Below are 23,387 nucleotides of genomic sequence, written 5' to 3' on the forward strand. Positions count from 1 at the left end.
CTCGGAATACCCACTTTTCTATATCGAAGGATATATGTCGCACCCGGGAAAGGCGCCCATGTTACCTGAGCGGTTGTTGTCGTAATATTCGTGATGGTTAACCCCGGAGGAGGCAATTCACATGTTCTCTCCGTTGTAAATACTTTAGAATTAGACCATGGGTTTAGCGTATTCTCGTTATCACACATATTGGCTATCTGTACCTCATAGGTAATAAATACACTCAATCCGCCCAGTGTATACGTATTCGCAGGAGCAAGTGGTAAAGGAATATTTGCACTCCACCCACCATTGCCACTTCCAACGATTCTGTAGCGTAAGAAATAATGTGAACTTACTGCCAGCGGAGACCATGTGATCAAAGCTGATGTTGTTGTAATATTACTAACGGTTACATTCGGAGGGGTAGGATCACATCTTGTGGTAAACGTATTGTGAGAATACACCCCTGTATTACCGTTACAGATTGCTGCTACTTCAACCTCATACTGGGTAGCCGGAGAAAGAGTGTTCAGCGTAATGGTATTTGTTGTTGCCGGATAAGGTGCTGCTGCAACATTTATCAGCTGCCATGATGAAGCCGGAGAAGTGATTGGTCTGTACCTTATCGTGTAAGTTGCTCCTCCGATGTCCTGATTCCAGGTCAACACAATCGAATTATGTGTAGGTGTTCCTAAAGTTACCGTTGGTGTAGCGTTGTTACAAATCCTTAAATTAATATTGTCTATGGCAGCCGGAGGCTGTGTACCACCGGTAGAATCATTTCTCCATTCGAACACAAGACGCATAGTCGTTCCCGCAAAACTCGAAATATTAAGAGCAGGGTTCGTGACGTTCTGCCAGGTAGACTGCTGATTATAATTATTACCGATTTGTATCCTTCCTGTGCCTGCAGTAATCTGAGTTCCCGAAACAGGCATAAAGCTCGCCGGTACCAGCCATACCCTCAGGTAATCCCAGGATGATTCTCCCACCCCTTTCCAATCGAATGAGAAAGTAGCGGTAGTAGTTCCCGCCGGTACGGCAATATCTCTGTAAGCATGAACAACACTTGTTGATGAGATATTGTAACCATTGGTCACTCCGTTATCATTAGAAATATAAAGTGAATTTCCGGTATTTCCGGTAGCACTTCCATACGTCCATTTATTAACCTGAGTACCATTTGTATATCCTAAATCACTTCCTGTTGTAAAAGGCTGGATGTAAGGAATGGTAGCCGGAATCTGCGTTGTTGTGAAAACCGGGCCTGCTACCCAGAAGCTTCTGTCCGAACCTGCGCATACGGAACGGATCCAGATATAATACGTTGTATTAGGGCTTAACAGCGTTAAATTTAGGGTCGTTGCTGCAGATGAACCCGTAGGGGTCGTGGCAGCAGTAGGTGCTACGTTTGTAGTAGAAAGATAATATTGGTATCCCCCAACCGGAACCGGTGTCGGTGCCGTCCATGTAATCGTTGCCGTACTGCTGGCTACTGCGCTTACGGTAATATTCGTAGGCACCTGGCAGGTAGGAATGCTTAAGTTGATATTATCAATCGCTGCAGCAGGCTGTGTTCCCAGAATACCATCATTTCTCCATTCGAAAACAAGACGCACCTGCTGACCGGCAAAACTACTCAGGTTTACTCCGGTATTAAAATAATTCTGCCATGCTGTCTGCTGGTTGAAGTCTCCTCCCAGCTGGATCCGGCCTCCTCCGGCCGTAATCTGGGTTCCTGCAACCGGCACATATGACATAGGAACAAGCCATACTCTTAAATAATCCCAGCCGGATTCTCCAAACCCTTTCCAATCGAATGATAAAGTGGCATTGGTACTTCCTGCAGGTACGATAATATCCCTGAAAGCATGAACTACACTGGAGGCAGATGTATTATAACCATTTGTAACGCCGTTATCATTTGTAATATACAGTGAGTTTGCCGGATTTCCTGTTACAGAACCGTAGAACCATATATTTGGTTGTCCTGAACCTGTAAGCTGAAGGTCATTGCCTGTTGAAAAATTCTGGACGTATGGTATTGTAGCAGGTATCTGCAGTGTTGAAAAACTTGGTCCTGCAATCCATACGCTCTTATTGGTGGAGCCACATACGGACCGAACCCACCAGTAATAAGTTGTACTTGGGCTTAAAGGTACGGTAACACTAGTTCCTGCATTAGCTATCCCTGCAGTCGCTGCCGTAGGAGCAGTAGCACTGGTACTGATATAATATTCATAGCCGTTGGCAGGTACTGTTGAAGGCGCCGTCCAAGATAAAACGGCAGTGTTTGTTGTAATGGTTCCCACTGATGCTGCAGTAGGCGGGAAACAGCTCGGTACGCTCATGCTGATATTATCAACCGCAATAGGAGGCTGTGTTCCGAAAAGATCATCATTTCTCCATTCGAAGACGAGGCGCATCGTTGATCCCGCAAAAGAACTGATGTTCAAGCTGATGGTACTGTACGTCTGCCAGGCAGACTGGCCTGTGAATTCAGTTCCGATCTGGATCCGTCCACCACCGGCCGTAATCTGTGTTCCCGGTGTAGGGTTGAAAGTTGCCGGAACCATCCATACTCTGAGGTAATCCCATCCGTTTTCCCCTACTCCTTTCCAGTCGAATGAAAAGTTGGCTACAGAAGCTCCGGCCGGAATGGTAATATCCCGGTATGCCTGTACAACACTGGTATCATTGGTAGAATAAGCATTGGTAGTTCCGTTTGTGTTTGAAATGTAAAGCGAGCTGCCCGTATTTCCCGTTACAGCACCGTAAAACCACTTGTTGGTCTGGGTTCCGTTGAGTAACGTAAAATCATTAGCCGTATTAAAGTTCTGTGAATACGGTAATGGTGCGGGTGTCTGCCCATAGGCATCCGGAATGGCGCCCAGATTCAGCAAACACAGAAGAAGTACTAAAAAAGTAGAAATTTTCTTCATAAGTTATCATTTAATATTAATCATTGCAAATCTAATTTGTTTTTTGATAATTTATAGCATAAGTAGCTATTATTTTTATAGAAATTACCTCGAATCCCGCAGAACACTTATTGAAAAACAAACATTTACGGGTACTTAGAAGCAAAACGTCCAATCTGCGCTTTTATTGTTTTATGGTCTGTCGAGTATCTTGTATAAAATCATTATTCTATTGATTTCTAAAAATGGGATAATATAAAAAAATAAGGTCTCCCTTTTGTAAAGGAGACCAAAAAAACACAAATGATGAAAAAAATTTTATTGAATCAATTATTATTAATCCATGTCGTAAAATTACAATTGTCTCATGATGTTTACTTATGATTGAAATCATAACGCTTGTTTTTTTTTAAATATAATTTATTTATTACTTATCCATGAACCCATACAGCAACGGAGAATTACTTTTATTAATGAAAATACGGTTTAGGCAGAATAACAGATGCAACAGAAAGCCTTTAACTTTTAATTATGGAATACCACACGGGCTGATGAAGATATTAATTTCACATCTAATCAGGATCGTGCTGAGACATAAATAAACTCCTTAAAAAGATCAAGGAGTTTTTTTAAAAGGTATATTGGTTGGATGGAAAAAGTGTCTTATTCTTTTACCTTGCAGAATCGGACCTGGCACCTCCGTTTGAACTGTTGGTCGGATTAGGGGTGGTACTCCTTCGATTATTCTGGGTATTCGCACGATTCATCGTACTGTCACCCGCAACACCTGTAGAATCCGCAGACATTGTTCCGGATCCGGATGTATCAGACATGGTACCTGAAGTATTGGCAGAATCTGTAAGTGTATTATTTTCATTCTGTGTTTCCTGTTTTTTACAGCTTATTGCGAAAAGACTTACTCCCAGCATTAATAGCATTACTTTTTTCATATAATAATTTTTGATGTTTAATATGGAATCAAAATTAGATTTTAAAAAACAGGAATTCTATGAGCGCGGTCATAACAGGATAAGAATATCCAAATAAAGTAGCCTCCCTTTCAGGAGGCCGTAAAAACACAAATGATGAAAAATCTATTCAGAGTGCACTGAACAGAGCCTGTATGTAGCATATGCTACTCTATTTTGCTTTACAATACTTTTTCACTATGGATAATTGCAGCATAAAATCTGATTTACTACCCCTTACCTATATAAGCTAAAGGATCTCCAAATATAACAAGCATTACGGAATAAGCAAAGTAGCCAGCACCAAAATCGGCGAAAAGTTATTTTTTCTCATTGGATAGTTTTTTGGCCTTTTGAATGTAATTCGTCTTACAGATTGAAGTAATTTATACTTTTTATGTCTGGCGGTCTGATGTTGAATTATGATAATTAATGATAACATGTCTGTGATTTACGTAAAAAGATTAAAAAAATCTCGCCAGAAGTGGCGAGATCTTTTATTGTTCTTTCTATTCTTCCCAGGCAATCGGGATGTAAATTGTTACATAGCCGTCAGCGTCTACCTGAGCATCCGAGACTTCAGAAGTTACTGACCCATATCCTGCCCAGCCACCTTGTCCCTGCATTGCAGTAAATGTATAATTCCCGGCAGGAAGATCATCATAATAAGCAGGAAGTGTCTGGAACCCTCCACCGTAATAAGTATCGTAACTTTGTCCGGTTACGGTATTGGTAGCAATAAAACTTCCTACATCATAACTTCCCGAAAGTGTCTTATGCCCCGTCTGCCCTACAAGGCCATATCGTATTTTGTACGTTTTTGATTTTGAAGGTTCTCTTGAAATTTCGTTTTTACGTTGAGAAGCCTTTCCATGGTCGGAAAAAGAACTTCCTACCACGACTATACCTGCCATCAGCAGGATTTTTACGATTGAATTTTTCATAATACTGTAATTTAGGTAAAGCAAAAATACTCAATTCATTTTAATTCCACACATGGAGAAAATTAAGAAAAGGTTACATTTCCAGCTAAGTTAGGTAATGGCTGACAAAGCTTTATAGATGCTGGTTCTCACTCATCTATCTTAGTCATACGCTGAAAACATTTGTATTTTTTCAGCTTTTTTAACATTGCTTAACGAACTTTGGCTTCAAAATTGAAAATAGTATAAGATCAAAGTCAGGTTGACTTAATATCCTTATAAAAATTTGAATTATGAGAAATATAGTGTTAACAGGATTAATGTCGGTTTTTTTTCTGACAGCCTGTAAAAAAGATGACCAGATCGCTGAACAACAATCTTTGGAACAACAGAAAATGGAGTTCCAGATGAGACAGTTGGAAATAGAGAAGCAAAAATTAGCCATTGAAAAGGAAAAGATGGCTTATGAAGCACAAAAAAAAGCAGACAGTATAGCCGAAATGCAAAAAGCAAAAACGGCAGCTGCAGCCACTGCAAGACCTCAGATAATCAGGGAAACACGTACCATATATAGAGACAGATCAAATTCAAGCTCAAACAGTGGAACCTATGCTAATAACGGAAATTCATCCCAGACAACAGCCAAGAAAAAAGGGATGAGTGAGGCAGCTAAAGGTACTATCATTGGTGCTGTGGGTGGTGCTGCGTTAGGTGCAATTGTAAATAAGAAAAGTCCTGGTGCAGGTGCTGCAATCGGTGGGGTAATCGGTGGTGCTACCGGTTATACACTGGGTAGAGCACAGGATAGAAAAAGCGGAAGGGTTCAGCCCAGATAATAATAATTTTACTATAACATCGAAAGATTGCTTATTTTTAAGTAATCTTTTTTTATGTTGTTAATCCTCCTTTCAACGATTCTTCTCATTCCGGTTTTAATGGGGTCCGGAAAACTTCTGGAATTTTTTTTCGGAGGCATATCGGAAGGAATTTCCGGTAAAATATTTTCAGGTATATTTGGAATCACTATACTATGGACGGTCTTATCTTTTATTATCCCTTTAAATATCTATCTTGAACTTCCTGTAATTGTTGCAGGACTCATATCTTTTTTTAAGGATAGATTATACCGGTTATTTTTCAGGTTTTCAAAAAGAGAAGTGGTATTGATCGGCTCAGTAACCTTGATTGTTTTATTTTGCGGATCTTTCTATCCTTATATCCTGGACCATTTCGGATATTATGTTCCCACGATAAAATGGCTTCGGGAATTCGGTCTTGTAAGGGGGATATCCAATCTAGATCTTACATTGGGACAGATGTCGGTCTGGCATATTTTCCAGGCCGGATTTTCCAGTTTTTCAGATCCTTATTTAAGAATCAATACCATTCTTTTGATTGTTTATACCATATATATTGTAGAGCATAAAAGCTGGATACAGCTTTGTTTTATTCCTGTTTTGCTGCTGTTCTCACAATCCCCAAGTCCGGATATGCCTGTAATTGTTTTTTCATTAATTATTTTATGTGAAGTCCTGAGAAAAAACAGAAATACGCTTTTCCTGTTCGCGTTTTCGGTATTTGTTTTTGTCATTAAACCGACAATGATCTGGCTGCCACTTCTGGGGTTTCTCTATTCGGCATTTATCGTTAAATCAAAGTTTGCGAACCTCATTCCGGGATTCCTCATAGCTCTCTTATTCTTCATCAAAAACATCTGGACCTTCGGGTATCCGGTTTTTCCTATTGCATTCTGGGATTTAACTGGAAACTGGAAACCCAACCCGGAAGTCCTGAAACTTTCTTCTGAGCTCGCGATTCAGAAAACTTATGACATGCAGTATTCCTACGAAGAAATACAGCAGTTTTCAATAGTGGATTACATTAAAAACTGGTTGCTTTTAGAAGGCATAAAATCAAAAATAAATATTCTTTTTACTTTTAGCTTAATTGGCTTTGTTATTTTCACATGTATTAAAAGAAATAAAATAACCAGCCTCATCTGTCTTTCGGTTTTGGCTAAAAGCATTCTTGTGCTTCTGTTTTCAGCGCAATACCGCTTTTTTATCGATGTTTTTTTTGTAATTTTCTTTGTGATTTTTGTGGATTACTTCAATCGGAAGAAATCCCTTACGATATTTTCTGCGCTGAGCATTATTGTTATCGGATGTATTATGGTACCGTCCATTATTCAGAATTACCTACCGACTTTCAGGCCCGGAAATTTTATGGCCCAAATTGAAGTGCAGCAACTTTACCGCCCCTCAGTTTATCGCTATCACAATTATAACACCTACAAGATCGGCAATTTACGGTTCAATGTTTCCGAGAAGTATCCTTATAATTTTGATACGGAGCTGCCTGCCATATCCGAAAGCTATATTTTTGATGATATAAAAGCCGGAATCTTTCCACAAATGGCCGATCCTGAAAATATGAAAAAAGGATTTATCTGGAAAAAACTGACTCCTGAAGAGAAAATACAGGCACAGGATATCATCAATTCCATCAACCGCTCTTATAAACAAAACTGAATCCTGGTGCGTACTCATCTGGAGAAAAAGCCTTAAATTTGTATCATGTTAAATACTTTAGGTAATCTTCTCAGCCTTACCACATTCGGGGAAAGCCACGGTCTGGCTTATGGCGGGATCATCAATAATTTTCCGGCAGGTCTTACCATTGACCTTAATAAGATCCAATACGAACTGGATCGCAGGAAGCCGGGACAATCGGCCATTGTTACACAGCGAAAAGAAAGCGATACGGTACAATTCCTTTCGGGAATTTTCGATGGCAAAACAACGGGAACCCCGATCGGATTTATCATTGAAAACGAAAATCAGAAATCGAAGGATTACGATCATATCGCCGGTTCCTATCGTCCCAGTCATGCCGATTTTACGTATGACCAGAAATATGGATTAAGGGATTATCGCGGCGGCGGAAAATCTTCAGCCCGGGAAACCATCAACTGGGTAGTGGCGGGAGCATTGGCCAAGCAGCTGCTTTCGGATATTGAGATCAACGCTTACGTTTCTTCGGTAGGCGATATTTTCTGTGAGAAACCTTATCAGGTACTGGACTTTTCTCAAACCGAAAGCAATGAAGTCCGCTGTCCCGATGCGGAAACGGCTCAAAAGATGATCGAAAGGATTAAAGAAATTAAAAAAGAAGGCAATACCATCGGCGGAACCATCACCTGCGTCATTAAAAATGTTCCGGTGGGAATCGGCGAACCGGTTTTCTCCAAGCTTCAGGCAGAGTTGGGCAAAGCCATGCTCAACATCAACGCGGCAAAAGGCTTTGAATACGGAAGCGGATTCTGCGGAGCGAAGATGACCGGAAAAGAACATAACGATCTTTTCAATGAAGATTTTACGACGAAATCCAATCTTTCAGGAGGAATCCAGGGAGGAATCTCCAACGGAATGGATATTTATTTCCGGGTAGCATTCAAACCGGTAGCCACCATTTTAAGGCCTCAGGAAAGCGTGGACAAAGAAGGAAACCCTGTAATTGTAGAGGGAAAAGGCCGTCATGACCCGTGTGTTCTTCCGAGAGCCGTTCCTGTAGTGGAAAGCTTAGCCGCTTTTGTGCTGGCCGATTTATTTCTGATCAACAAGACAAGAAACATCAACAATTTTTAATATAGATATTTTTAGTAATGGAAAATTACTGGGATAAAGCCATCTCTTTCGAAGACTATGTGCAGACCGGAAGACAAAGATTAGAAAATCCTGCCAACCAGCAGGAAACCGATTATAAACCTTATTATAAACTCGGGCTTCAGCGAATAGACAGAACCTTAAAAAAATATACTGCCGATGAAGAACAGCTGAAAGAGCTTGCTTCTAAGAATTTCGACGGAAAAATCTTAATTATCTCTGAGGTTTGGTGCGGTGATGCCAGCGCAACCGTTCCGGCCCTGGTTAAATTTTTCGAAGGAAAAAATGAAGTCAGGATCTTCCTACGGGACAGCGATAAAAGCCTGATCAGTCAGTTTCTTACCAATAATACCGAATCCATCCCGAAAGTAGTTATCCTGAACAACGATTTCAGTGTAAAAGGTTCATGGGGCCCGCGACCGGAATACGGGAGGCAGCTGCTGGCGAAATTTAAAGCAGATCCTGAAACCTATACCAGGGACCATTTTTATAATGACCTGCAGCTCTATTATGCCAAAAACAGAGGTAAAGATGCCGTTCAGGAAATCCTCGAACTGCTTTAATCACAACATGCTTTTGCAGGTTTAAAAGATTATTTTATTCAGAAGGTTTAATCTGAATTAAAGAGGCTTACATTCAAAATAATTTTAGTGAAAGTAAAAATGAAAAAAAACATCATTTACATTATACTTATTGCCCTGATCGCGGTTATTGCTTTTGTCCCGGGAGTAAAAGAAAAGCTTCAGGATACTTTTTTTCCGATAGCAGCCATTGAAAATGCGGTTCACATCGGTGATGAAGATTACGATATCGATCTCCAGGGAATCAATGTGCCGAGCACCAACCTTAAAACGTTTAAGGGAAAAGCCGTATTCCTGAATTTCTGGGGAACCTGGTGTCCACCCTGCCGTAAAGAATGGCCATCCATCCAAAAGCTTTACGATACCAGGAAAGATCATGTAAGTTTTGTCCTGATCGCCATGAATGACCAGGAAGATGCGGTAAGAAAATTTTTGAAGGAAAACAATTATAACGTTCCCGTTTATATTGCGCAAAGCCCGATCTCGGAAAAAATCCTTCCAAAAGTCTTTCCCACCACCTATCTGCTTGATAAGGACGGCAGAATCCTCATCAAGGAAGATGCCTCAAGAGACTGGAATACAGAATCTACCCATCAGTTTATTGACAATATTATTAAATAATTTTAACTAAATTTTACAGTTCGTTGGTACAGAATTTGTGAAATTTACAAGGTTAAAAAATTATTTAAAGCCGAACGCAAAAAATGAAGTACTCCAAATTAAATCTGGCAAAAGAAGCCATCAGCCATAAAGGTTTCGTACAGAAAATACCCGACATTTTCAGAATGGTGAAGATGTGGAGAAAAGGAGAATATCCGATGAGGTCTCTGGATATCCTTCTTCCTCTTTTGGGACTTTTGTATGTAATCTCCCCTATCGACCTGCTGCCGGAAGTCGCAGTACCGGTAATAGGAGTTCTGGATGACCTGGCGGTTTTATCGCTGGCAATCCCGAAACTGATCAGGGAAGTGGATAAATTCCTGCTTTGGGAAGCAGATCGGAAATACAACACCGGCGGTGCAAAAATCATCGACGCCGAAATTGTTGAATAAGTAACGAACCATCTTTAAGGGATGGTTTTTTTCGTATACTTAATTTAAAAAACTTTGTCAAAGTTACGAACTTTGACAAAGTTAAATAGAAATTGACCACTCACCCGCGAAGCGAAATTCACCATTCACCTTCTTCCCTCTTTCATCCCAAATCCTTAAATTTGCAAACATCTAATAAAAAATAATGGAAAGTAAAAAAGAATTCTTTTTAGAATGCTATAAACTGGGCATCATCAAATTCGGAAGATTCACCTTGAAAAGCGGTATCGAAAGCCCTTTTTATGTAGACCTAAGGCCTCTGGCATCAGATCCGAAGATCTTAAAAAATCTTGCCAATTACCTGCTGGATATGCTTCCGCTGGATAATTTCGACCTGATCTGCGGGGTTCCTTATGCTGCGCTTCCGATGGCTACGGCGATGTCTTTACAAAGCTACATTCCATTAATTATTAAAAGAAAAGAAGCCAAAAACTACGGAACAAAAAAACTGATCGAAGGCATTTACCAGAAAGGGCAGAACTGCCTGTTGGTAGAAGACGTCATCACTTCCGGAAAATCCCTGATCGAAACCATTGCTGAGGTTGAGCAGGAGGACATCAAAGTAGCGGACATCGTAGTGGTTCTTGACCGTGAACAGGGCGGAAAACAGCTTCTGGAAAGCAAAGGATACAGAGTCCATACCCTTTTCAATATTTCGGAAGTCTGCTCCATCCTTAAAGAAAACGGAGAATTGTCGGATGACGAGGTAAAAAGAATTCAGGATTTTTTAAAAGGAAACCACATTCAGTTCGAAGAAAAAATTAGACTTTCCTATCAGGAAAAATATGAGAATGCCCAGCATTCCGTTTCAAAGAAGCTTCTGGAAACCGCACTGGCAAAAGAATCGAATTTAATAGCCTCTGCTGATGTTACTACCACTCAGGAATTACTGGAACTTGCCGAGAAAGTGGGCCCCTATGTGATCGCTTTAAAAACGCACATCGATATTATTTCAGATTTTAATTACGAAAAAACGATTATTCCCTTAAAAGCACTGGCTGCAAAACACAATTTCCTGTTGATGGAAGACCGTAAGTTTGCAGACATCGGAAATACGCAGGAGCTTCAGTTTACCAGCGGTGTTTTCAAAATTACCGATTGGGCAGACTTTGTAACTTCGCAGGTTATCGGAGGATTCGAATCACTGGACTGCTTCAGAAACGTTGGTGTTGTAGCCATTATCGGAATGTCTTCCAAAGGGGCTTTAACGACCAATGCCTACCGGGAAGAAGCTTTAAAGATAGCCTCATCGCACCCTAACGTAATTGGAGGCGTTTCCCAGAACCCGCTGCCTGAAGAGATGCTGCTGTTCACACCGGGAGTAAACCTTGCCGATTCCGGAGATGGAAAAGGCCAGCAGTACAATACCCCGGAACATGTATTTAAGACTCTTCACACCGATTTCATTATCGTAGGAAGAGGAATTTATAAAGCTGAAAACCCGGAAGAAGCCGCAATGACGTATAAAACCGAAGGTTGGAATGCATATTTAAACTCACTGGAAAAAAAAGCCGTTCAGAATTAAAATCTTTACGGAATTAATACAAAATAAGTTATATTTGATACTTTATCACAGTAATTGAAAAGGATCAGTATTTGTCTTATTTTGTTTTTGGGTGTTACGGAAGTTTCTGCGCAGAAAGATAGTATTTACATACAGGCCAAACTGTCTCAGGACAGGAAAGTGCTGGATGTGAAAGAAGAAATCGTTTATTACAATCATTCTGGGAAAGACCTCAATGCCATCAAACTTCTAAATTGGGTAGCAGCCTACAACAGGCGTGGTACCGCTCTGGTATACCGCAAACTGGAAGACCGGAATACCGACCTTCACTTTGCCAAACAGAGCCAGCTCGGCAAACTGCTGCAATTGCAGGTTAAAAATGCGGACAGGGAAATTCCCGTAAGCAATACTTCCGACGAAAACCTTTTTCTTCCGTTACAGGAAATTTTAAAACCCGGAGAGAAAATAAAACTGCAGCTGAAGTATCAAATCCAGCTTCCTGACAGCCGGTTTACAGGTTATGGAGTCTCTGCTGCTGATACCGCCTTAAAATATTTCTTTATTGTTCCGGATCGTTTCGATCCGGACAATATTTCTTCCAGGAAGTATCATGACATTGAAGAATCGGTTAGTTTTAATACTTTCTGGATGGTAAATTTTGATCTTCCGGTGAATTATTTCGTGAAAAGTAACCTAAAGCAAACCCAGCCCCATTCATTCAGCGGATACCTGGATGCTGATCCGGAATTCCTTATTTCTCCTAATGAATACCCTTCCATCACCGTAAATACCGGAGACATTCAGACGGAAGTACAATTCGGATATACTCTAAGTCCCGAAGAAAAACAGAATCTGGAATTTTATCTTCCTCTGCATTTTAAATTTATAAAAGAAAGAATAGGGGCCATTCCTGAAAGAATTTTTATTTCCGAAAAGTTCAGGAATAAGGAAGACTTTTTCGGCAACAACGATATTGCCTTCTGGAAATACCGGTTCAGGCTTTTTACCACGGCGGAAAATACGGATATGGATTATTTCGGGATTATCTCCAAAAAGATCCTCGACGAAAGCATCATTACCGATAAACAGGATTTCCATTGGTTTAAGAACGGATTGAAATCCTATCTTGAAATTCAGTATTTAAAGAAGTTTTATTCCAACACCAAGCTGCTGGGCATGCTCAACGATACCAAAATTTTCGGAATCAAACCTTTGAAATTGTTTCATGCTTCGGATGTGAAATTGATCGAGCGTTACGGCCTGGCTTATCAATACATTATGTCCCAGAACCTGGATCAGAAAATCGATGAAAGATTCTCTGATCTGAGCAACTTTAACGATATGGCCATCAGTAGTTTTGAAACCGGAACACTGTTTAATTATTCCGCGGATAAGATGGGCTATCAGAATTTTGAGAAGCTGGTTCAGGATTTCATCGCCCGCAATACGGATAAGCAATTGGATCCCAGGGATTTTTTAAAAGAACTTGCCGATAAAGATAAAAGAACGGCGTACCTGTCTGAATTTATTCAGCATAAAAACAGGGTAAATTTTACACTGAAAAGATTTAAAAAAGCCGGAGATTCTCTGAACATTAACATTCAGAAAAATACATCGGCCAACATCCCGGTGAAACTTCAGACCACATCGAGAGAAGGCCGGATAAAGGAATATTGGGTGGAAACGGAGGAAAACCAGAAAACAAAAACCGTTTTGATTCCTGCCGCAGACATTTACAAAATTACCCTGAATGACGATTATATTTTCCCTGAATCCAACTACAGGGATAATTATCTGTACGCAAAAGGACTGTTTTCCAACACCAAGAAAATCAAGCTCAAGCTGATTAAAGATATTCCGAATCCCGAATTCAATGAGATTTATATCAATCCCCGCGTGCGGTTCAGCAATACGTATGACAAATTCCTGATCGGGCTTAATTTTAAGAACCAGTCTTTCTTCGATCAGAAGTTTTTATATTCCCTGACACCGACTTACAGTACGGGAACCGGAAAGCTGACGGGATCGGGAGCTATTGCCTACTCTTTTCTTCCGGCAGAAAGCCTCATCCGAAGTCTGACATTCGGTGTTTCAGGATCGTATTTTCATTATGATTATGATCTGGCATACCGTAAGGCTTCCATTTATTCCAATTTAAATTTCATGAAAAACCCGCGGAGCACGGTAAGCAGCAGTCTCGGGATTTCATACAATTATTTTGAAAGGGATTTAAGTTCGTTAATGATTGCCAATAACGATTACGACCGATATAACTTGTGGAGCGCCGGTTACGGGTATAATGACAGCCAGAGCATTCACGAGAAAAGTCTGGGCATCAGTACACAATGGATGAATGATTTCCATAAAGTAACGGCTGAAGGCTTTTACCGTTGGGAATTTGCCCCTAGACAGAAACTTAGCGTCCGCTTATTTGCCGGATATTTCGTTAAGAACAATACCCGCAACAATACCTTTAACTTTGGAATCTCAAGGGTTTCGGATTATTCCTTTTCCTATAATCTATTGGGACAGAGTGCCACAGGGGGAATCCTATCTCAACAGTTTATTCTTGCGGACGGCGGTTTTAAATCGTTCATTCCGGGAACGGTAAATAAATGGATCACTTCCGTAAACGTAGATACCAGTGTATGGAAAATTTTCCATGTATATGCGGATGCAGGGGTTTACGATAATAAAAACCAATCGACGAAATTTATCTGGGACAGCGGTGTAAAAGTAAGGATCATTCCTGATTTCCTTGAAGTGTATCTTCCGGTACAGTCTTCTTTAGGATTTGAACCGGCATTTAAGGATTACGGAAAACGAATACGATACACGCTGATTCTTAATTTGAGTTCCATTATCAATGCGGCCAGAAGAGGATGGTATTAGGTAGATTGGAAAATGGCAGCTTTTCAATCCTTGACAATCTGCTGGGAAACAGGTGATTTATTGATCATTCCGGTCACCGTATATTTTCCTTTCGGAAGCTCAATCAGACTCATGCCGTAGGAAGTTTTTGTCGGGGACTGCATGACTACCTGACCGAATTCATCGTATATTTTTACATTCTCTATTTCACTGCTGAAAACAATTTCCGTGTTTTCCTTTAAAAAAGGATTTACAATAAAGTTGAATTTCGAATAATCCGGATCGGCAGGTGTAATAGCGATAGCCGTATTTCCGGCAGAAGAATTCATGGGATATGCGGGAGCGGTAACAAATTCCACATTATTGGTTCCGGTATTTCCCACAACCCTTTTGAAGGCGGTGTTTGCCGCAGAAGCAAAAACAGGAACGGCATTCATTGTTCCATATGAGACAAAATCAAGAACAGCTCCGTTTTTAGGATCCTGAAGCTGCATATTCCCGTTTACGAGCGCGATCTTTCCTGCTCTGTTGTTGAAATCGATACCGCCTGAGGAATTTTGTGTCCCATCGAAATAGACCACTTCATCCGCTATAAAATCAGGAGCGGGAAGATCTACCCTTCCGGCAACATTGACACCTTCCTGGATAAGATAGCTTTGTCCTGAATTTAATGTAATATTAGGGAGCATATGATATTGCGTAAAATTTCCGTCAGCAGGACCGTATTGAATCGTGGTATTATGTAAAGAAGCGGGTTCAGAACCTATGTTTTTAAGCATAAGATAATCGTGGCTCAGTGCAAGGCTCGGACTTCCGCCGCCGCCATAGATTTCACTGATTACGATCTGCGCTTTGGTACATATAAGAGAAATGATTCCGATAAGGGTAAAAATTTTTTTCATGATGATTTTATTTGTGGTTGCTTTGAAAAATTACAAAAACGATACCACCGGAACGAAAATCGCATATTAAAATTTGCTTAAATACTTATAAATGAGCAATAAAAAATCTCCGTTTCAAAGAAACGGAGATCAATATTTTTATAAACAACTAATTTCTTAGTCCTTTAAAATTTTCTGGGAAACCGGTTTGTTGTTTACCGTACCTGTTACGATATAGTTTCCTTTGGCCAGTTCAGCAACGCTTACTGCTTCATTCTCTTTTACAGAAACTGTTTTTACAAGTTGTCCGCTCATCGTATATACTTTTACATCTTTTGCTTCAGCTCCGAAAGTGATTTCGTTGTTTTTTACGAAAGAGTTTCTGATGAAGCTTCCTTTAGTTGCGGAAAGATCGGAAACGGCCAAAGTTGCTGAAGAAGGAATTAATGAAAAATCGTCTACAGCATACATTCCGTCGCTACCGGTTTCGTTGTTATCTGACCATCTGATGAAAAAGCTTGTGCCATTGGCGATACTTAGTCCGGTAATGGTAAATAATTTTGCAGCTCTGTTCGCCGCTAAGTTTCCATCAACGGCAGAGTTTGTATTGTCAGAAGTTAAGATTTCAACCAGATCTAAGTTGGTTATTGGTGTCCAGGTACCTGAATCTAAACCTGTGGCATTTGTACTGTAAGCAAACGGGACTGTTTCAACAACTGCATTGCTACCTGTTCTCCACTGCTCTTCAGTAAAAGAAATAACCAGGCTTGTAATAGTGCTTCCTGTATTATTTGTAAACTGAGCTCCAAAAGCTGGCACTGTTGCACCGGATGCCAGTGTTCCTAATGCTCGATCTGTTGATCCGGAAGTTCCAACATTAAAAACTGCACCAGTGTTTGAAGTTCCGTCATTTACAACCAATGCTAAAGATTGTCCTACTGTACCAGTTCCTGATGCTCTGATACCATTCCATCCTGTTGGATATGTAGTTGTTGAACCCATTCCATCGAAGTTCTGAGTATAAGCTGTCCCCATAGAAGTTAGGCTTATTTGTCCAAATGCCGCTGCTGAAATCAAAACAACAGCTAATGAGTAAATCTTCTTCATGATTTAAAAATTTAATTATTAATAATTTACATAGCAAAACTACATCAAATTTTCAAAATAAGACAATAATAAGGTTAATTTTTTGTTAATAATAGTAATATCCTTTCGGTAAGGTATTTTTAAGTATTTTTACGAACTATTTCCAGAGGTTTGCGAAATTATATTCTGATATTCGTATTGTTTTTTATGGGCTTATTTTCAGGTAATGCCCAGGTATTTACATGGAAAAACCCGAACATTCCGCAGGATAGTCTCAAACAGGACAGCCTGAAGCGCGACAGTATTCTGGCCGCCCGATTTGAGCAGGATATCTTCGCCAAAGACACGCTGGATTTCGTAAAAACCAACAACCGCATCATTGTAGATGAAGGAGTGCTTGCGAAAAACGACAAGAAGAGATTTTTAGGAGAACTGAATTCAAAGGGGTCCATTATCAGGGGGATTACCTTTGGTAACAACCAGGGGCAGTCGGTGCAGAGTTCCATGGATTTACAGATTTCCGGAAGGCTTTCCAAAGATGTAACGATCCTTGCCAGTATTTCCGACCATAATCTGCCGATCCAGGCTGACGGTTATACCCAGACCCTGGAAGAATTCGACAAGATCTACATGCAGCTTAATATAAAGGATAAATCCATCCTTAGAGCCGGACACCTAGACCTGGTGGAAGCCAAGAATTATTTTGCCAAATACCAGCGGCGAAGCATGGGCCTTGAGTTCCAGACCGAATTCGGAAAAGAAAATAAAACCTTTGTGGATGTTTCGATGGGCGTAGCGCGAAGTGAATTTCACAGGATCCGTTTCCAGGGGGTGGAAGGCAACCAGGGGCCTTACCGTCTCACAGGGAAAAACGGCGAGCAATTCATCACCCTGATCTCAGGCTCCGAACAGGTTTTTATCGACGGGATTTTAATGAAAAGAGGAGAAAACCAGGATTATGTGATTAATTACAATACCGGAGAAGTTACATTTACCAGCTTCCGGCCGATTTTCCAGCAGAATTTCATTACCATTTCCTACAATTACGCCAACAGGAATTACTCCCGGTACTTATTTACCGGAAAGCTTGAGCATAAAAGGGAAAAACTAAAGGTCGGCCTGAACTGGTTCATGGAAAATGACAATAAAAATGCACCGCTATCCTTAAATCTTTCGCAGGAAGACCAGCAAATCCTGGCAGCGGCAGGAAACGATCCGAACCTGATGTACGCTCCTTCCGGAGTAGTCGCAGAGTATGATGTGAACAAAATCCTATACCGGCTGGTTCAGGACCCTAGCGGCAACCATTATGAATTTTCCACAGATGCCACACAGACCCTTTACACGGTCTCCTATACCTACTTCGGGGCAAACCTCGGAGATTATAAAATTACCCAGACTACCAATAACGGGCGTGTTTTCCAATACGTCGGGCCGAATATGGGAGATTACCGCGCCGTGCGGAAACTTCCTTCTCCGCAAAAATCGCAGGTCTACTCCTTCAATTCCGAATATCTGCTGAAAGATGGAAAAATAGGAGCCGATATTTCATTAAGCAATTACGATGTCAATTTATTTTCATCTAAAGATTCCGATCAGAACATCGGGTATGCGTGGAGGATATTCGGGAACAAGACTTTTACCAAAAACAACTGGAAAGGAACTCCTAATTTTGAATACCAGTATATCGACCGACAGTTCCATATCCTGGACCGGATCAATGATGTGGAATTTTCCCGGGATTTCAACCTTGCGCAGGAATTCAGCGGACGAACTCAAAACCGGTTTATCTTCAGTTTTTTAAATAAATGGACCAACAAATCTACCTTAAATTACAGAATCAATTATCTCGACGAACAGGATACCTATAAAGGGATTAAAAACGACCTGGATTTCGGATGGATCAAAGGGAAATTCTTTACCAAAGGAAATCTTTCATACCTGAATACGAATGCTGTTCTCCAGGATACCAAGTTCATAAGAGGCGGTGTTTCTACGGAGTTTACCGGAAAAAAAGGAAGCTGGGCGCTGGGTGGAAGCATGGAACACAACGAAAAGAAATACAATGATACCGGCCTGATGGATGTTACCAGTTTCAGCTGGAAAGAAGTTTTTGTGCAGAAGAAAGTAGGTGACAGTACAAGAACCAAATTGCTTGCGAAAGTCTATATGCGTGACAATGACTCGGTACGCGATAACAGGCTGCAGAGCATGAATAATATCCTGGGATTCATGGCCGAAAGCCAGATCATCAAAACCGAAAGAACAACATTGAATGCCCTGCTCCATTACAGAAAGTTCTTTTATCAGAACCAGGACGTTGACATGTCGAGAAATAATGATTTTGTAGTCGGAAACATCCTGTACAACCAGCAGCTTTTCAGAAACGGGATGCGCCTGCAGGCTTTTTATGAGCTTGGAAACGGGCAGGAAGCCCAAAGGGAATTCCAGTATATCAAGGTTACGGACGGGCAGGGTATTTACAAATGGACGGATTATAACGGCGACGGCGTACAGCAGCTCGACGAGTTTGAAATTGCCGAATATTCGGATCTGGCGCAATATATCAGGATTTACACCAATTCCGTTCGGTATATTCCATCTAACAAGAATAAAATTCAGCTCGCTTTATTTGTGAATCCGTCGATTGTCTTTAATTCTGAGAATAAATTCCTGAAACGCTGGAATTTCAATATTTCCCTGAATTCCCAAAACTCGTTCTATAAAAAGGACAAAGTACTGGTATTGAATCCTTTTGAAAAAAATGAAGATCAGATCCTGAAAAACCAGAATATTCTGGCTTCCGTACAGTTCAGCCCAACCGATAAATCGGGATGGAACGGAAACTATCGCTTTATCTCGAATGATAACCTCATCAACGCCAACTTCAGCAATGAAGAACGTGAACAGACCTCGCATTTCCTGAATATCGGCTACTGGTTCAACAAAGAGTTCAGGATCGACTGGGAAAATTCGGTTCATGATATTCGGAACTCTTCCCAGCTGTTTACAACGAGGGATTTCCGTTTAAACAATTTTGAAACCAAACCCAAAGCTACCTACAAATTCACGGATGCCATTCAGGCTGAACTTTCTTCCGCCTTCCGCCAAAAACAGCGCGTAGACGGAGAAGAATTCCTGAAAGCCTTTGATGTTACGGGAACCATTCAGTGGGAACGCAGAAAAACGTCTATTAGAGGAAACTTCTCTTTCATCAATAATGATTTTACCGGAAACAATTTCAGTATTGTCGGAAACCAGATGCTGGACGGATTAAAGCCGGGGAAAAACCAGGTATGGAGCGTATTTATCCAGCAGGCCATCAATTCTTTCCTTCAATTAAACCTGAATTATGAAGGCAGGAATTCAGGGGACAGAACCATTCATATCGGTAGTATGCAGGTGAAGGCAAGTTTTTAGAGAATTTAAATTTCGGTTGATCTTTATATGATCAACACTTGAAAACAGAAGTTTAAATTATTTTTGAAAACCTGATCCGGTTTTAAGCTTTTAATGATAAAGTCTCCTGCAGGGGTGCAAGGAACTTCGGATAGAAATGGCTAACCGTTGTTCTGGGATTGGCTTTTCCAGTATTCTGCCTGCTCCTTAAGTTCTTTTATGCGTTCTTCATACTGTTCGATAAGCTTTTCCGGCAGGTCATTGATCATATATCCATCATTACTTCCAGTAATTTCATTATCTACAAAATTTATACACTTATTAGGTAATAAATAGACAAAGCCTTTATCTAAAAATTTTACCGTTTTATCTATGGTCGATATCAGAAAAGTTTCGATTGCAGTAGGTTTTGTTTATGAAATTATAGATCAGACTGCATAAGATAATGTCAGTTCTGTTATGATATAAAACCAAAAAACCCCGGAAATTCCGGGGTTTCTGCTTAATTTCTTTTCATCGTTTATTTTTTCATCACTTTAATGGACTCAGATCCTTTTTCCGTATTTACCTTTAAGACATACATTCCGGAAGGAAGTGCTCTCATATCCACAGATCCTTTTTCGGCATTAATGTTTTCATCGGCCAGTCTCTGTCCGGCAGCACCATAGACTTCCACATTTCTGATCTTAGTATCATTGCTGATGTTGATAAAGTCAACGACCGGATTCGGGTAATAATTCAGTTTAGTCTTAGCGGCAACATCCTGAGTTGCTAAAACAATATTGGTAAATTCATAACTTCCCAAGTCGGGGGTAATGGCATTTCGTGTAGTACCGTCCGCATCTACCGTTACATCGGCTACGAAAGTACCCTTGTTATCCAGTGCCGCATTTCCTGAAGCAGCCAGGTGAAAATCGGTAGCAGAGGCAAATACCGGGGAAACGTTCAGGGAGTTTACATTTCCTCCGAAACCCAGCTGCAGTTCTCCCAAAGTAGTTCTTGCAGACCCGATGTACCCTAATGCCGTACCTGATGAAAAATAATTGTTGTAATTGATGTTCGAAAATACAGTATTGACTGTACCGACATAGATGGCATAACGGTCTCCCGTCTGTGTCTGCTTGTTGACAAATATATTATTTCTTACATCAACAGCTCCGGCCGCCGTAACGGCACTTGTAATATTGAATGCGGAAGGTCTGCCGGCCACGGTCTGGTTAGCATCCATTACGACGGTATTGTAATAAATTTTATATCCTCCTCCTGAAACTATAACAATTCCGTTGCCATTATCACCGGCACCTCCGCCTAAGGCATATCCGTATCCGGAGACACCGTTGATCGTGTTATTATACACCAGCATATTCGATGCTGTTCCAGAACAACTTAAATATAAGCCGGCGGCGCCATATCCTAATGTATTCGTATTGGAAACATCCGATATTTTATTATTAAAAATCAAACCGTTTGTTGCAGCTGCTCCAACTAAAATCCCGGCCGCAGTTGCAGTAGAAGCGAGGGTTACTCCCGTAATAACATTTCCGCTGATCTCAAAATTTTTGGCATTCTGTACGGCAAGTCCACGATATCCCATTTTATCCGTAGCAACCGCAGACCCGATCACATTATTTTTGATCATGAATCCCGTATCCGTATTGGTGGCATTTCCAATAGCAAAGATGGCATTCTGGGCTTTGTTGAAGGAATTATTGATACTGCTGAAATTATTATTGGAAACTTCAGCGGCGGCCCCCAGTGTGGATCCGGACACAATAATTCCGACAATCGTACCGGAGGAATTGGAGCCGTAGATATTGGTGTTTTTAAAAGTGGCATTCAAAGCACCATCCGTGGCGGTACTCGCTACCCAGATGATAACCGGACTTCCTCCCGTAGTATATGTATTGGTAATGGTGAGGTTTCTGGAAGTAGAGCCATTATTACTTCCATCAATGGTTACATTATCGGCTCCGTTAAGTTTTATAGTGGCCACCGTATCCGCACTGGAAATAGTGGCGTTTACTCCGGCTGCCGGCTTAATAAGTACCGATGTATAATTGCTGTTGCCTGAGCCATTCCCATTCAGAACGGCTGAAGCAGTTTCCGTTGTATTGCCCGTTACGTTAATCGTGATGGCTCCCTGGTGTAGTCCTCCATTAATTGCATCGAACGCTGCTTTTAATGTAGTATAAGTTCCTGTCGTGGTACCGCCTGTTGCAGTAAGGCTGATCTGGGCATTAATACCTACAGATGCAGCTGTTGTCATTAAACAAAATAGAATTTTTCTCATAATGCGAATAGTATTTGGTTCTATAAATATAGTTAAAATAAAGTAAAATATTCAATTTTAATTAAATTATAAAATAAAATATACAACAAAAATCAAATTTTAATTAAAAAAAATTCACAATAAACAATCATATTGACTTTGCATAAACGCTTTATCAGGGAGTATTCTGCACAATCATTATAATTTTGTAAATTTGCACCATGATAAAAATTGGCAATATAGAACTGCCGGAATTTCCGCTTTTACTGGCACCGATGGAAGATGTCAGCGATCCGCCGTTCAGGAGATTATGCAAAATGCACGGTGCAGACCTGATGTATTCTGAATTTATCTCTTCGGAAGGGTTGATCCGTGACGCTATAAAAAGCCGGAAAAAGCTGGATATTTTTGACTATGAAAGACCTGTCGGGATCCAGATTTTCGGAGGGGATGAAGAAGCCATGGCCATGTCGGCGAGGATCGTGGAGACGGTAAATCCGGATCTGGTGGATATCAATTTTGGCTGCCCCGTTAAAAAAGTAGTCTGTAAGGGTGCCGGAGCCGGTGTTCTGAAGGATATTGATTTAATGGTGCGCCTTACAAAAGCCGTGGTACGTTCTACAAGCCTGCCCGTAACCGTAAAAACACGTCTCGGATGGGACAGTAATTCCATCAACATTGATGAAGTAGCTGAACGTCTTCAGGAAACCGGAATCAAGGCACTTACCATCCATGCGAGAACACGTGCCCAGATGTATAAGGGTGAAGCGGACTGGGAACATATCTCAAGAATCAAACAAAATCCCAATATTGAAATCCCTATTTTCGGGAACGGTGACATTGATTCTCCTGAAAAAGCGTTGGAATACAAGCAGAAATACGCCTGTGACGGAATTATGATCGGCCGTGCCGCTATCGGATACCCGTGGATTTTCAATGAAATCAAACATTTCTTCGAAACCGGGGAACATTTGCCGACACCTACGATTGAAGACCGATTGTTAGCTGTTCGTCAGCATGCCGAATGGAGTGCCGAATGGAAAGGGGAAAGGCTCGGACTGGTAGAAATGAGACAGCATTACAGCAATTATTTCCGTGGAGTTCCTCATTTTAAGGATTTCAGGAAAAAGTTCCTAGAAGTATTTACATTGGAAGAAATGGATATCCTGATCAGGGAAACGCAGGAGTTTTATACGCAGTATTTAGCCCAACAGGCATAGAAAATAAAAACCATCAAGCTATTTTT

The 23,387-nt window shown here is 40.8% G+C and carries 16 protein-coding genes; 10 read left to right on the forward strand and 6 right to left on the reverse strand.

The window, feature by feature from the left end; translation table 11 throughout:
* The 3 genes from ACED20_RS20170 to ACED20_RS20180 form a co-directional block, all read right to left on the reverse strand.
* Positions 1–2,924: fibronectin type III domain-containing protein (locus ACED20_RS20170; protein ID WP_378106538.1), on the reverse strand; the 2,924-nt coding region annotated here is incomplete at its 3' end.
* A gap of 650 nt (positions 2,925–3,574) precedes the next feature.
* On the reverse strand, positions 3,575–3,853 hold the full coding sequence (locus tag ACED20_RS20175; RefSeq protein WP_295221432.1) for a hypothetical protein: 279 nt from the start codon (positions 3,851–3,853) through the stop codon (positions 3,575–3,577).
* A gap of 527 nt (positions 3,854–4,380) precedes the next feature.
* Positions 4,381–4,815, reverse strand: a complete 435-nt coding sequence (locus tag ACED20_RS20180) for a hypothetical protein (protein WP_294203467.1) — start codon at positions 4,813–4,815, stop codon at positions 4,381–4,383.
* A gap of 272 nt (positions 4,816–5,087) precedes the next feature.
* On the opposite strand from ACED20_RS20180, the gene ACED20_RS20185 reads away from it, so the two are divergent.
* The 8 genes from ACED20_RS20185 to ACED20_RS20220 all read left to right on the forward strand — a co-directional run bounded on the left by ACED20_RS20185 (position 5,088) and on the right by ACED20_RS20220 (position 14,527).
* Positions 5,088–5,630, forward strand: a complete 543-nt coding sequence (locus tag ACED20_RS20185) for a YMGG-like glycine zipper-containing protein (protein ID WP_294203466.1) — start codon at positions 5,088–5,090, stop codon at positions 5,628–5,630.
* A gap of 54 nt (positions 5,631–5,684) precedes the next feature.
* A complete protein-coding gene (locus ACED20_RS20190) occupies positions 5,685–7,325 on the forward strand; it encodes an LIC_10190 family membrane protein (RefSeq protein ID WP_378106541.1) in 1,641 nt (546 codons plus the stop codon).
* 45 nt (positions 7,326–7,370) lie between these two features.
* A complete protein-coding gene (aroC, locus tag ACED20_RS20195) occupies positions 7,371–8,441 on the forward strand; it encodes a chorismate synthase (protein WP_294203462.1) in 1,071 nt (356 codons plus the stop codon).
* Between the two features lie 17 nt (positions 8,442–8,458).
* On the forward strand, positions 8,459–9,022 hold the full coding sequence (locus ACED20_RS20200) for a thioredoxin family protein (RefSeq protein ID WP_294239206.1): 564 nt from the start codon (positions 8,459–8,461) through the stop codon (positions 9,020–9,022).
* Between the two features lie 99 nt (positions 9,023–9,121).
* Positions 9,122–9,661, forward strand: coding sequence for a TlpA disulfide reductase family protein (locus tag ACED20_RS20205; RefSeq protein ID WP_294222623.1), 540 nt, complete (start codon positions 9,122–9,124; stop codon positions 9,659–9,661).
* 83 nt (positions 9,662–9,744) lie between these two features.
* On the forward strand, positions 9,745–10,092 hold the full coding sequence (locus tag ACED20_RS20210; RefSeq protein WP_294203458.1) for a YkvA family protein: 348 nt from the start codon (positions 9,745–9,747) through the stop codon (positions 10,090–10,092).
* 184 nt (positions 10,093–10,276) lie between these two features.
* On the forward strand, positions 10,277–11,656 hold the full coding sequence (gene pyrF / locus ACED20_RS20215; protein WP_345766471.1) for an orotidine-5'-phosphate decarboxylase: 1,380 nt from the start codon (positions 10,277–10,279) through the stop codon (positions 11,654–11,656).
* A 54-nt stretch (positions 11,657–11,710) separates the two neighbouring features.
* Positions 11,711–14,527, forward strand: coding sequence for an aminopeptidase (locus ACED20_RS20220; RefSeq protein WP_378106544.1), 2,817 nt, complete (start codon positions 11,711–11,713; stop codon positions 14,525–14,527).
* 23 nt (positions 14,528–14,550) lie between these two features.
* Here ACED20_RS20220 and ACED20_RS20225 read toward each other — a convergent pair whose 3' ends face one another.
* Together ACED20_RS20225 and ACED20_RS20230 are read right to left on the reverse strand one after the other, a co-directional pair.
* Complete coding sequence (locus ACED20_RS20225) at positions 14,551–15,408, reverse strand: T9SS type A sorting domain-containing protein (protein ID WP_294240378.1); 858 nt, start codon at positions 15,406–15,408, stop codon at positions 14,551–14,553.
* A gap of 156 nt (positions 15,409–15,564) precedes the next feature.
* Entirely contained in the window at positions 15,565–16,494 is a 930-nt protein-coding gene (locus ACED20_RS20230) for a T9SS type A sorting domain-containing protein (protein ID WP_294240381.1), read from the reverse strand.
* A 186-nt stretch (positions 16,495–16,680) separates the two neighbouring features.
* Here ACED20_RS20230 and ACED20_RS20235 point away from each other — a divergent pair, with 186 nt between their 5' ends.
* On the forward strand, positions 16,681–19,893 hold the full coding sequence (locus ACED20_RS20235; RefSeq protein ID WP_294240385.1) for a hypothetical protein: 3,213 nt from the start codon (positions 16,681–16,683) through the stop codon (positions 19,891–19,893).
* A gap of 499 nt (positions 19,894–20,392) precedes the next feature.
* On the opposite strand, the gene ACED20_RS20240 is transcribed toward ACED20_RS20235, so the two are convergent.
* On the reverse strand, positions 20,393–22,138 hold the full coding sequence (locus tag ACED20_RS20240; protein WP_294198490.1) for a T9SS type A sorting domain-containing protein: 1,746 nt from the start codon (positions 22,136–22,138) through the stop codon (positions 20,393–20,395).
* A 224-nt stretch (positions 22,139–22,362) separates the two neighbouring features.
* Here ACED20_RS20240 and dusB point away from each other — a divergent pair, with 224 nt between their 5' ends.
* Complete coding sequence (gene dusB, locus ACED20_RS20245) at positions 22,363–23,361, forward strand: tRNA dihydrouridine synthase DusB (RefSeq protein WP_378106545.1); 999 nt, start codon at positions 22,363–22,365, stop codon at positions 23,359–23,361.
* Positions 23,362–23,387: the final 26 nt, after the last annotated feature.

Origin of the sequence: Chryseobacterium sp. sg2396 (assembly GCF_042610505.1) — a bacterium.
Classification (GTDB): domain Bacteria; phylum Bacteroidota; class Bacteroidia; order Flavobacteriales; family Weeksellaceae; genus Chryseobacterium.